Origin of the sequence: Streptomyces sp. NPDC048192 (genome assembly GCF_043202415.1) — a bacterium.
Lineage (GTDB): Bacteria > Actinomycetota > Actinomycetes > Streptomycetales > Streptomycetaceae > Streptomyces.
In genome coordinates this window covers 1-11,778 of record NZ_JBIDAL010000026.1, presented here as the reverse complement: position 1 = coordinate 11,778, position 11,778 = coordinate 1, and the positions used below count along the sequence as shown (strand labels likewise).

Below are 11,778 nucleotides of genomic sequence, written 5' to 3'. Positions count from 1 at the left end.
AGAAAGGGAATCATGGATTCTTTGACAGAAGCCCTGCTGTCCGGGGCCGGCCCGGACGAGATCGGGCGACACGAACTCCCCCAGGAATACGAGGCCGCGCATCTGCTCGCCTCCGACGTCGGCATGTTCGACGGCGTGGCGGACAACGACGTCCGCAAGTCGCTGCACGTCGGGCAGGTCCCGATGCCTCAGATCGCACCGGACGAGGTGGTCGTCGCCGTCATGGCGAGCTCCATCAACTACAACACGGTGTGGTCGGCGACGTTCGAGCCCGTGCCCACCTTCGACTTCCTCCAGCGGTACGCCCGCCAGGGCGGGTACGCCGCCCGGCACGACCTGCCGTACCAGGTGGTGGGCTCGGACGCCTCCGGGATCGTCGTACGCGTCGGCGCCGGGGTACGGCACTGGAAGACCGGCGACCACGTGGTCGTCAGCTGCGTCCAGGTCGACGACCAGGAACCGGCCACGCACGCCGACGCCATGCTGGGGGCCGGCCAGCGGATCTGGGGCTACGAGACGAACTTCGGCGGGCTCGCCCACTACGCGGTGGTGCGCGCCGGCCAACTGCTGCCCAAGCCGGCCCATCTGACCTGGGAGGAGTCGGCGAGTGTGCTGCTGACCGCGGCGACCTCCTACCGGATGCTGGTCAGCGACAACGGCGCCCGGATCAAGCAGGGCGACATCGTGCTGATCTGGGGCGCCACGGGCGGTCTCGGCGCGTACGCGGTGCAGATGGTGAAGAACGCGGGCGGCATCGCCGTCGGCGTGGTCGGCTCCGCACGCAAGGCCGAGGCGCTGCGCCGGCTCGGCTGCGACGTGGTGATCGACCGCAGCGAGATCGGCCTGGGCGGCGACGACCCGCTGACCCCGCAGCGCACGATCGAGCTGGGCAAGCGGCTCGGACGGGAGATCCGGCGGCAGGTCGGCGAGGACCCGCACGTCGTGTTCGACTACGTCGGACGGGCCACCTTCGGGATCTCCGTGTTCGTCGTCCGCAAGGGCGGCACGGTCGTCACCTGCGGGTCCAGCACCGGCTACGACCACCACTTCGACAACCGCTACCTGTGGATGAACCTCAAGCGGATCGTGGGCAGCCACGCCGCCAACCTCCAGGAGCAGGCGGAGTGCATCCGGCTGTTCCGGCTGGGGCACCTCGCACCCGTGCTGTCCGAGGTGTTCCCGCTGAAGGACGTCGGCGAAGCCGCACGCCTGGTGCAGACGAACCGGCACATCGGAAAGGTCGGCGTGCTCTGCCTCGCCCCCGAGGAAGGGCTCGGCGTCACCGACCCCGCACTGCGGGAGCGGATCGGCGCGGCCCGGCTCAATCCGCTGCGCGGCTCCCGTGTCCCCGCCTGCGCAGAGGTGTCCTGACATGGGGATCGGCATCCTCTCCACCGGCTCCTACCTGCCCAAGAACGAGGTGGGCAACGACGAGGTCGCCGAGCGCGTCGGCGTCACCGCGGAGTGGATCGAGCGCAAGACGCAGATCCGCTCCCGCCGCTACGCCGCACCGCACGAGGCGACCTCCGACCTGGCCGTGCGGGCCGCCGAACGAGCTCTCGCCCAGGCCGGTCTGACGGCGGATCAGATCGACTACATCGTCCTGTCGACCTCCACCGGGGACTTCCCGCAGCCGCCCACCTCCTACCTGGTGCAGCACGGCCTGGGCGCCTACGGCGCCGCCTGCTTCGACGTCAACGTCGTGTGCAGCGGCTTCGTCTACGCACTGGCGCTGGCCCACAGCCTGGTGACCGTCCGCCCCGAGGCCCGGGTCCTGGTGATCGGCGCGGACGTGTACTCGCGGATCCTGGACTTCACCGACCGCAGGACGGCGATCCTGTTCGCCGACGGCGCCGGCGCGGCGGTCGTCGGGGCGGTGCCGGAGCCGTACGGGATCATCGCCAGCGACCTGTCCAGCCGCGGCGACGCCCACCATCTCATCCGGGTCGAGGCCGGCGGCAGCCGCAGGCCGGCGTCGGCGGCGACCGTCGCCGAGGGCGGCCACTTCTTCAGGATGGACGGCCGCGGGGTACGGGACTTCGTCGCCGAGCACGTGCCGCCCGCGCTGCTCGCGCTGGCCCGCAGGGCCGGCGTGGACATCGGCGCGGTCGACCACTTCATACCTCACCAGGCCAACGGCGTGATGCTCGGCGAGGTCGTCGAACGCACCGGGCTGGGCGCCGCGCAGACGCACCGCACCCTGATCAGGTACGGCAACGTCGGCAGCGCCTCCGTGCCGGTCGCCCTCGACGAGGCCAACCGCACCGGCGCCCTGTCGCCGGGCGACCTGGTGCTGCTCGCCGGTTTCGGCGGGGGCATGTCGATCGGAGCATCACTTCTGACCTGGGGGACCGCATGACCACGGCCACGCACAGCACCGCAGCGGGCATCGAACGGGTGGGTGTCGCCGGCAGCGGCATCATGGGCACCGGCATCGCCGAACTGTGCGCGAAGGCCGGGCTGGACGTGACGGTCGCGGTGTTCTCCGAGACCTCGCTGCGCTCCGCGCCCGAGCGGCTGGCCGCCTCCCTCGACCGGGGCGTGGCCAAGGGCAAGCTGACCGCCGGGGAGCGCGACGCCGCGCTGGCCCGGGTCTCCTTCACCCGCGACCTCGACCGGCTGGCGGACCGCCAGCTGGTGATCGAGGCGGTCAAGGAGGACGAGCAGCTCAAGCTGGAGCTGTTCACCGCCCTTGACAAGATCGTCGAAGACCCGGGGGCGATCCTGGCGACCAACACGTCCTCGATCCCGGTCGTACGGCTGTGTGCCGCGACCCGGCGCCCGGGCCAGGTGCTCGGCATGCACTTCTTCAACCCGGTGCCGGCGCTGCCGCTCGTCGAGCTGGTCTCCTCGGTGCTGACCGACGAGGCGGTGGCCGCGCGGGCGCTGGTCTTCGTCCGCGACGTCCTCGGCAAGCAGCCGATCGCCTCACCGGACCGGGCGGGCTTCCTCGTCAACGCGCTGCTGTTCCCGTATCTGCTGTCCGCGATCCGGATGGTCGAGTCGGGCCTGGCCACGGCCGAGGTCGTCGACCAGGGCATGATGCAGGGCTGCTCGCACCCGATGGGCCCGCTGCGGCTCGCCGACCTCATCGGCCTGGACACGACCGTGTCCATCGCCCGTGCCATGTACGAGGAGTTCAAGGAGCCCCTGTACGCGCCCCCGCCGCTGCTGCTGCGCATGGTCGAGGGCGGCCTGCTGGGCAAGAAGTCCGGGCGGGGCTTCTACACGTACGCGTGATCGATGCCGAAAGGGGCCCGGCGGACCGTTCACGGTCCGCCGGGCCCCTTCGCGCCGGCCGCCGGGTGACGGCAGGTCAGGAGGCGGCCGCTTCGGCGAGCAGTCCCTCGGCGAGGGCGGTGGCGACCTCGTCGAGGTGGTCGAAGAGGTAAAAGTGGCCGCCGGGGAAGACCCGCACGGTGAAGTCGCCGGTGGTGTGTTCGCCCCAGGTACGGGCGTCCTGGACCGTCGCGATCGGATCGCTGTCCCCGATCAGGGCGGTCACCGGCGCCGTGAGCGGCTCGCCGGCGTGCCATCGGTAGGTGCCCAGCGCCCGGTAGTCGGCCCGCAGCGCCGGCAGCACCAGCTCCAGCATGTCGGGGTCCTCGAGCATGGACCGGTCGGTGCCGCCCAGCCGGCCGACATCGGCGAGCACATCGTCGTCGTCGAAGAGGTGGTAGGGGATGTCGTTGCCGGTGTTCGGGCCGCCCCGGCCGGAGAAGAACAGCCGCTGCGGGGCGGGCAGGCCCTGCCGCGCGAGCAGCCGGGCCGTCTCGAACGCCACCAGGGAGCCCATGCTGTGGCCGAACAGGGCGTACGGCCGTGCGTCCGCGGCCAGTTCGCGGGCCAGCTCCTCGGCCACGGCCTCGGCGAGGGCGGCCAGGTCGGTGAACGGCTCCTCGCGGAAGCGGTCCTGGCGCCCCGGGTACTGCACGGACACCACGTCGACGTGCGCGGGCAGCCTGCGCGCCAGGTCCTTGAACGCCGTCGCGGAGCCTCCCGCGTGCGGGAAGCACACGAGCCGCGGCCCGTCCTCGGTGGCGGTGGTGAAGCGTCGCAACCACGTGCTCTTCACTGTCGGTGTGTCCCTTCCTCGGGTCGGCTCGTCCGGGTCGCTCGTCGGGGTCGCTCGTCGGGGGGGCCGGCGGGCCGGTTCCCGCGCGGGCGGACCGGGCGGCCGTTGGTTTCGGGCGGTGTCTCATCCCCGCAGGGCAGGGCCGAACCAGGTGGCGAGAGCGGCCTCGAGCGCGGTGGTGTCGACCGCTTCGGCGGTGGCCGCCCAGGCGACATGGCCGTCGGGGCGGATGAGGAGCGCGGCGGGGGCGGCGATGTCGCCGAGTGCCGGGACGGGCCAGTGCCCGTCCTCGCTGCGGGCCTCGACCAGGTCGACGCGGTCGGACCAGCCCTTGGCCGCCGCCGCCACGTCGGCGCTGCCGGTCAGGTCCAGCAGGACCGGGCGGGCGGAGTGCAGCAGTTCGTGGACACGGGTGACGCCGTCGGACGCGTCGAGGTCGGCGTCGGGGACCCGCCGGCCCACCAGCGGGTGGTCGCCGTCGATCGGGTACCGGATGTCCAGCGCCGTCAGCATGTGGCGCAGGTACTGGTTGACGTCGTCGAACACCATGAGGGAGCTGAAGACGTCGCGCAGCGCGTCCGTCTGCGGGCCGGGCCGGACCAGGGCCGACTGGGCCCGGGTGTTGTGCAGCACGCGCTCCCCGACCGGGTGGCGCTCGGCGTGGTAGGTGTCCAGCAGGCTCTCCGGCGCCTGACCGCGCACCACCGAGGCGAGCTTCCAGCCGAGGTTCACCGCGTCCTGGACGCCCATGTTCAGGCCCTGCCCGCCCGCCGGGAAGTGGATGTGCGCCGCGTCGCCGGCGAGCAGCACCCGGCCCTGGCGGTAGTGGGCGGCCTGCCGTGCCGCGTCGCTGAACCGGGACACCCACCGGGGGTTGCGCATGCCGAAGTCCGTGCCCGCGACCCTGATCAGCGACTCCCTGAGCTGCTCGAACGTCACGGGTTCGTCGCGGCCGGCGACGCGGTCGAACTCGGAAGTGATCACCCGGTACCAGCCCGGCTCGAAGGCGATCGCCGAGTAGTCGCCGCCCGGGGTGCGCCGCACCCAGACGTAGTCCTCGGGCAGGTCGGGCAGTTCGACGTCGCCGATCAGCGCGGTCATGGTCGGCTCGGTGCCGGGGAAGGCGATGCCCGCCAGCTTGCGCACCGTGCTGCGCCCGCCGTCGCAGCCCACGAGGTAGCGGGCGCGCAGCGTCGCGGGCGCCTGACCGGTGCGCAGCTCGACGGTCACGCCGGTCTCGTCCTGGTGGAGCCCGCTCACCTCGCACGAACGGCGGATGCGGACGCCGAGTTCGGCGGCCCACTCCTCCAGGAGCCGCTCGATGGCGGACTGAAGGATCATCAGCGGGTAGGGGTGCCGGGACTCGGACTCGTCGAAGTCGAGGTAGAGGCCGGAGAAGTGGCCCACCGGCTGCAGCTGGCCCTCCACGAGGAAGCGGTCGACGATGCCGCGCTGGTCCAGCACCTCCAGGGTGCGCGAGTGGATCCCGCCGGCCCGCGACTCGCCCGACCGCTCGGTGAGCCGCTCGGCCACCACCACGTCGGCGCCCGCCAGCCGCAGTTCGCAGGCGAGCATCAGGCCCGTGGGCCCGGCGCCCGCGATCACCACATCCGTGTCCATGCCGGTGTGTCCCACGTCGGTCCCCTCTTTCCGCTGCGGCTGGTGCGTCGTCGGATCGGCTCCACGTTCACGCACGTGGATGAGCGGTTCAAGACAACTCGGCACCGGTGCAGGGCACTTCGCCGCCGTGACTGTCCCGCCGGCGGGACAGACACGGCGGGGGCGGGAAGGCCTGCGACCCCGCCGGAGATCTCTCGGACGGGGTCGGGGCATCCGGCGCCGCGGCGGCCGCGGCCGGCGTGCCGGGACGGCGCCCGGCGCGGTCGTCAGGCGGCGTCGAGGGCCTGGGTGATCTTGTCGGTCATCGCGGTCAGGACGGGGCCCGGCTCGCCCTTGCCGGTCCGGGTGGCCGCCTCCACGGCGACCAGGACGGTGCTGCGGAAGTTGCCCGCCTCCTCCGGCGCCTGCTTCTTCAGCAGCTCCATCGCCGCCGTCAGGGCCGGCAGCACCCGGTCGGCGATCTCCGCGGTGGACCTGCCGTCCACCTCACCGACCTCCGCCTTCTCCGCCAGCACATGCCCGATCAGACCCGTCGCCGAATGCAGCGCGATGCTGCCCTGAGCCGCCACCTTGTGCGGCGAACCCGTACCGGCAGCAGCAGCCGCCAGCAGCGACACCGCCCCGTACGCGGCGGTCCGCACGGTGAGCTTGTCCTGGTCGCTGAGGATGACCGACATGGCGGGACTCCTTCTACGTCGTACGCCGTGACCCGGCGTCGCTCCGTTGCAGTGACTCCATCATGGCACATTTATGGCGCCTTGGCGAGCCATAAATGGCACCATGAATGTGTCATGAGGTCACGGACGGGCTGCCGCTCGTAAAGCCGCAGGTCACGCCGCCTGCCCGGGAAGGGAGGGACCCGCCGGTGCCCCTCGGGGGATGGTGCGGGGCGCCGGCGGGTGGCGCGGCGCTCCGTGAAGGCTTATGACCGTCCGCATCGGAGCTCACGGCCGGAGCCTTCCACCCGGCGCTCGACGACCGCTCGCGCGGCGGTGGAGCGCGACCGCGGCCGAAGCCGTCGTCGTCCGGCGCTCCAACCGCCTTCGAGCGGCGCGGCGGAAACTGGCCGCCGGCCCCTGAGCCCATGAGGACGCACGGGCCCCTCACGACGGACGCGTCATCACCACGGACGCGTCCTCGGCGGACAGATCAACGCGACGGCCGGAAGGGAGAACCCATGACCGCCCTGGACGACACGCCGGTCGGGCAGCAGCGCGGCACGGTCGCCGAACTCGAGGCCATACGCGACGCCGTGCGCCGAGGGCCCGGCGACCAGGCCACCGAGGCACAGCACGCCAAGGGCAAGCTCACCGCCCGCGAGCGGCTCGGGCTCCTCTTCGACGACGGCCGGTTCACCGAGGTCGAGGCCCTGCGCAGACACCGGGCGAGCGGCTTCGGCCTGGAGGACAGGCGCCCCTACACCGACGGCGTGGTCACCGGCTGGGGCCGGGTGTACGGCCGTACCGTCTTCGCCTACGCCCACGACTTCCGCATCTTCGGCGGCTCCCTCGGCGAGGCGCACGCCGAGAAGATCCACAAGATCATGGACATGGCCGCCACGGCCGGGGCCCCGATCGTGGGCCTGTGCGACGGCGCCGGGGCGCGCATCCAGGAGGGCGTGACCGCGCTCGCCGGATACGGCGGGATCTTCCAGCGCAACGTCCGCAACTCCGGGGTGATCCCGCAGATCAGCGTCATGCTGGGCCCCTGCGCGGGCGGAGCGGCCTACTCCCCGGCGCTGACCGACTTCGTGTTCATGGTGCGCGGCACCGCGCAGATGTTCATCACCGGCCCGGACGTGGTGCAGGCCGTCACCGGGGAGCGGATCAGCCACGAGGAGCTGGGCGGCGCCGACGCCCACACCACGCTCTCCGGGGTCGCCCACTTCGCCTACGACGACGAGGAGAGCTGCCTCGCCGACGTCCGCTACCTGCTGTCCCACCTGCCCGCCAACAACCGCGAGCTGCCGCCGGCGGAACCCTCCGCCGACCGGCCCGACCGGCTCACCCCGGCCCTGCGCGACCTGGTGCCGTCCGACGACAAACGTGCCTACGACGTGCGCGCCGTGATCGAGGAGTTCGTCGACGCCGGCGAGTTCTTCGAGGTGCACGAGGCCTGGGCGCCCAACGTGGTGTGCGCCCTGGCCCGGCTGGACGGCCATGTCGTCGGGATCGTCGCCAACCAGCCCGCCGCGCTCGCCGGCGTCCTCGACATCCACGGCAGCGAGAAGGCGGCCCGCTTCGTGCAGATGTGCGACTCCTTCAACATCCCGCTCGTGACCCTGGTGGACGTCCCCGGATTCCTGCCCGGCGTCGGTCAGGAGCACGGCGGCATCATCCGGCACGGCGCGAAACTGCTGTACGCGTACTGCAACGCCACGGTTCCCCGCATCCAGCTGATCCTGCGCAAGGCCTACGGCGGCGCCTACATCGTCATGGACTCGCGCTCCGTCGGCTCCGACCTGTCGCTGGCCTGGCCCGGCAACGAGATCGCGGTGATGGGGGCGGAGGGCGCCGCGAACGTCGTCTTCCGGCGCGAGATCGCGGCCGCCGCCGACCCCGCCTCCGCCCGCACGCAGTACGTCAAGGAGTACCGGGAGGAGCTCATGCACCCGTACCACGCCGCCGAACGCGGCCTGGTGGACGACGTCATCGACCCCGCGGAGACCCGGATCAGGCTGATCGACGCGCTCGCCGTGCTGCGCGCCAAGGACGCGGCGCTGCCCTCCCGCAAACACGGCAACCAGCCCCAGTGACGCCCCGTGGCGAAGGGATGCGGTGACGGCGCTCGCGCCGGCCGCAGCCGGTGGCACGAGCGCCGTCACGGCACGCGGCCGCGCGCAGCCGCGTCCGCCCTACGGGGCCGTCTGCGTCCAGGTGACCGGCAGTTCGTGGACGCCGTAGATGTTCATGTCGGTCCTGAGCCGCACCTCGTCCGCGGGGACGGCGAGTTCGAGGGTCGGGAAGCGCCGCAGCAGTCCGGAGAGGCCGGCGCGCATCTCGATGCGGGCCAGCTGCCCGCCGAGGCACTGGTGGACGCCGTGGCCGAAGGACAGGTGGCCGCGGGCGTTGCGGCGGATGTCCAGGGTGTCGGGGTCGTCGAAGCGCCGGGGGTCGCGGTTGGCGGCGAGGAGGGAGACGACGACGGTCGATCCCTCGCCGATGGTCTCACCGCCGAGTTCGAGGTCCTCCGTGGCGTAGCGGAAGAAGATGTCGGCGACGGACAGATAGCGCAGCAGTTCCTCGACGGCGCCGGGCATCAGGTCCGGGTGGGCGCGCAGTTCGGCCGCCTGCTCGGGGTGTTCCAGCAGCGCGAAGGTGCCCAGCCCCAGCATGTTGACGGTGGTCTCGTGGCCCGCGAGCAGCAACAGGAAGGCGATGCCGGTCAGTTCCTCGACGGTGAGGTCGTCGCGGGCGGCGAGGTCGGAGAGGATGTCCTCGCCGGGGGTGGCGCGCTTGCGCGTGACCAGTTCGGCGAGGTACGTGGTCAGGCCGGTGTAGGCGGCCATCTTCTTCTCGAGTTCCACGTCCTTCTCCATGAACGTGGCCGAGTTGGCCTGGAAGCTCCCCCGGTCCTCGTAGGGGACACCGAGCAGTTCGCAGATCACCAGCAGCGGTACCGGCAGCGCGAACTCCCTGACCAGGTCGACCGGCGGGGTCAGGCGCGCCATCTCCGCCAGCTGCCGTTCGGCTATGTCGCCGATGTGCTCTTCCAGTTCCCGCATGCGCTTGACGGTGAAGGCGCCGGTGAGCATGCGCCGCAGCCGCGTGTGGTCCGGCGGGTCCATGCTGATGAACAGGCCCGGCACCTGGGGGGAGGGTTCGGTGACGGCGGGCATGCCGGGGACCTCGTACGGCACGTGGAGGGGGCCGAGGTCCTGGCGGGAGCTGAACCGGGTGTCGGCCATGAGCCGGCGGACCTCGTCGTAGCCGGTGACCAGCCAGCCCTCGTGGCCGTCGGGGAAGATCAGGGGACTGACCGGGCGGGCCTCACGCAGCCGGGTGATCTCGCGGGGCGGGTCGAAGGGCCCCGCGTTGCGCTCCATGGGCAGGCCGTGCGGGACGGGAACGGGGTGGCTCATCGGGTGTCCTTCCGTAAGGGCTGGTGCAAAGGGACGGCGGCGGGCGACGGCGAGCCGGTGCGTCTTGGTGTGCGCATGGCGGAGCTGCTCGTCATGGGGTCCTCCCTGCGGAAGATGAAGGGGCGGAGGGTTGAAGGGACGGAAGGCGAATGGGCGGAAGGGGAAGGGGCGGGAAACCGCGGGCAGCCGGGGCTCAGGGCTTGGCGCGCAGGATGTCGATGTTGCCGTGCCGGGTGCGGGCGCGGACCTCGACGGTGTCCACGCTCTGCTCCGGGGCCTGTGAGGCGGTGAGCATGTTGCGCACCTGCCCCGAGCCCGAACTGACGTCGAGCCAGGCGGCCGTGCCCTCGCGGATGCCGATCTCGATGGCGCCGTAGGAGGTCTCCAGCTGGACGGTGCCGCGGGCCACGTCGGCGGCGCGCACGTTGCCGTGGGCGGTGGTCGCGGCGACCGAGCTCTCGGCGCGCGCGATGTCGATGTCGCCGTGGCCGCCGCTCACCCGCAGCTCACCGGTCACGGTGCCGACGGTCGTCGTGCCGTGCGAGTTCTTCAGTACGGCGGAGCCGTCGACGGTGCCGACGCGCAGGCTGCCGGTGCTGGTGGTGATCTCGGCCTTGCCCTCGACCCGGTCCACGGTGGACGAGCCGTGCGACGCGGTCAGCTGCAGCGGTCCGGTGGTGTCGAGGCGGACGTCGCCGGAGGAGGTCTTCACGCGGACCTCGCCGAGCCGTCCCTCGCCGAGCACCTGGGCCCAGCCGCCGGTCATGTCGACACGTGAGCCCGTGGGCAGTTCGACCGTCACGTCGACGGTGCCGGGACGGCGCAGGGAGGTGCGCTGCTTGGGGGTCCTGACGGTCAGGGCGCCGCCGGCGTGCGTGACCTCGGTCTGCTCGGCGGCGCGCACGTCCCGGTCCTGCTTCGGGTCGCGGGGCCGCACCTCGACGAGGGTGTCGGCGCGGTCGCCCGCGACGAAGCGGATCGAGCCGGCCTCCACATGGGCGGTGACGGAGATCGGTTCCGGAGTGTCGAAAGAAGGCATGGCTGTCCCGTCCTGATGGGTCTCGTGGTCGTCCCCGCCGGTGGGGGGCGGGGTGGGGGAAGCGGGCGGGGTCAGCGCACCCAGCCTGTGAAGCCCTGTCCGACGGTGTGGGTCTTCCCTGTCGTACGCGGCCGGCTGCCGCCCTCGACCGCGGCTGCCACGGCGCGCACCAGCCACGCGTTGACCGACAGGCCCTCGCGGCTCGCGGCCTCCTCGGCGCGGGCCTTGAGGTGGGCCGGCAGCCGGAGGTTGACGCGGGCGGTGCCCCCGTCCTCGCCTTCGGTCACGGGCGGTGCCACGAGCGGTTCGGCGGGCGCGGCCGCGGCTTCGGGCCGGCCGTTCTCACCGGGCGGCAGCGTCACGACGAAGTCGGGGTCCAGTCCGCGCAGCCGTACGTCGACCGAGCCGGGGGCGAGTTCGCGGGTGATCTCGTCCATCGCGGCGGAGAGCACGTTGAGCATGGTCAGCCGGGTGGCCGACTCCAGCGGAGCGATGAGCCGCTCGGCCAGCTCGCGGGCGTCTTCCCCGCCGGCCTCGGCGGCCACCGCGAGTTCACGGTGGAGGGATTCGACATACGGGGTGAGGTCCATGACGCCATTATGGCAGCATTGTGATGCCATAAGCAAGCGTGTGTGGCGCACCACGGTGAGCGCGCGCTCCTCGGCCCATCCTCGACCGGGAAGCGAGCGGACGGGGCCATAGATGGACGGTGGAACAGGTCCACCGGTGGACCGAGATCCCCGAGATCCCCTACAGGAGCGAGATCGGCATGAGCAGCAGCCAGCGCGAACGCACCGGGGAACCCACCGGCGAACTCGGCGATTCCTTCCACGTCTTCGACACGACGCTGCGCGACGGGGCGCAGCGCGAGGGCATCAACCTCACCGTCGCGGACAAGCTCGCCATCGCACGGCACCTGGACGACTTCGGCGTCGGCTTCATCGAGGGCGGCTGGCCCGGCGC

The 11,778-nt window shown here is 72.1% G+C and carries 10 protein-coding genes and 1 pseudogene; 5 read left to right on the top strand and 6 right to left on the bottom strand.

Annotated features, from left to right (window positions below; genetic code table 11):
• The first annotated feature begins 12 nt into the window (after positions 1 to 12).
• The 3 genes from ccrA to ACGFZN_RS37385 are packed head-to-tail and all read left to right on the top strand — an operon-like array spanning position 13 to position 3,240.
• A complete protein-coding gene (gene ccrA, locus ACGFZN_RS37395; RefSeq protein WP_393862934.1) occupies positions 13 to 1,371 on the top strand; it encodes a crotonyl-CoA carboxylase/reductase in 1,359 nt (452 codons plus the stop codon).
• Between the two features lies 1 nt (position 1,372).
• Positions 1,373 to 2,359, top strand: a complete 987-nt coding sequence (locus ACGFZN_RS37390) for a 3-oxoacyl-ACP synthase III family protein (RefSeq protein ID WP_393862933.1) — start codon at positions 1,373 to 1,375, stop codon at positions 2,357 to 2,359.
• A complete protein-coding gene (locus tag ACGFZN_RS37385; RefSeq protein ID WP_393862932.1) occupies positions 2,356 to 3,240 on the top strand; it encodes a 3-hydroxybutyryl-CoA dehydrogenase in 885 nt (294 codons plus the stop codon). Before ACGFZN_RS37390 ends, ACGFZN_RS37385 begins: the two co-directional genes overlap by 4 nt.
• A 76-nt stretch (positions 3,241 to 3,316) precedes the next feature.
• On the opposite strand, the gene ACGFZN_RS37380 is transcribed toward ACGFZN_RS37385, so the two are convergent.
• The 3 genes from ACGFZN_RS37380 to ACGFZN_RS37370 form a co-directional block, all read right to left on the bottom strand.
• Positions 3,317 to 4,075: a thioesterase II family protein gene (locus ACGFZN_RS37380; protein ID WP_393862931.1), complete on the bottom strand. Its 759-nt coding sequence runs from the start codon at positions 4,073 to 4,075 to the stop codon at positions 3,317 to 3,319.
• Between the two features lie 123 nt (positions 4,076 to 4,198).
• Positions 4,199 to 5,710 (bottom strand): FAD-dependent monooxygenase, encoded by a 1,512-nt coding sequence (locus ACGFZN_RS37375; protein WP_393862930.1) that lies wholly within the window; start codon positions 5,708 to 5,710, stop codon positions 4,199 to 4,201.
• Between the two features lie 251 nt (positions 5,711 to 5,961).
• Positions 5,962 to 6,372 (bottom strand): hypothetical protein, encoded by a 411-nt coding sequence (locus tag ACGFZN_RS37370; RefSeq protein ID WP_393862929.1) that lies wholly within the window; start codon positions 6,370 to 6,372, stop codon positions 5,962 to 5,964.
• Between the two features lie 500 nt (positions 6,373 to 6,872).
• Here ACGFZN_RS37370 and ACGFZN_RS37365 point away from each other — a divergent pair, with 500 nt between their 5' ends.
• A complete protein-coding gene (locus tag ACGFZN_RS37365) occupies positions 6,873 to 8,450 on the top strand; it encodes an acyl-CoA carboxylase subunit beta (RefSeq protein ID WP_393862928.1) in 1,578 nt (525 codons plus the stop codon).
• A 99-nt stretch (positions 8,451 to 8,549) separates the two neighbouring features.
• Here ACGFZN_RS37365 and ACGFZN_RS37360 read toward each other — a convergent pair whose 3' ends face one another.
• The 3 genes from ACGFZN_RS37360 to ACGFZN_RS37350 form a co-directional block, all read right to left on the bottom strand.
• Positions 8,550 to 9,776, bottom strand: coding sequence for a cytochrome P450 (locus ACGFZN_RS37360; protein ID WP_393862927.1), 1,227 nt, complete (start codon positions 9,774 to 9,776; stop codon positions 8,550 to 8,552).
• 193 nt (positions 9,777 to 9,969) lie between these two features.
• Complete coding sequence (locus ACGFZN_RS37355; protein WP_393862926.1) at positions 9,970 to 10,815, bottom strand: DUF4097 domain-containing protein; 846 nt, start codon at positions 10,813 to 10,815, stop codon at positions 9,970 to 9,972.
• 71 nt (positions 10,816 to 10,886) lie between these two features.
• Positions 10,887 to 11,405 carry a hypothetical protein gene (locus ACGFZN_RS37350; protein WP_393862925.1) on the bottom strand — a complete coding sequence of 173 codons (519 nt, stop codon included), beginning with the start codon at positions 11,403 to 11,405 and terminating at the stop codon, positions 10,887 to 10,889.
• Between the two features lie 179 nt (positions 11,406 to 11,584).
• Here ACGFZN_RS37350 and ACGFZN_RS37345 point away from each other — a divergent pair.
• Positions 11,585 to 11,778, top strand: a pseudogene (locus ACGFZN_RS37345) (citramalate synthase); the annotation flags it as partial.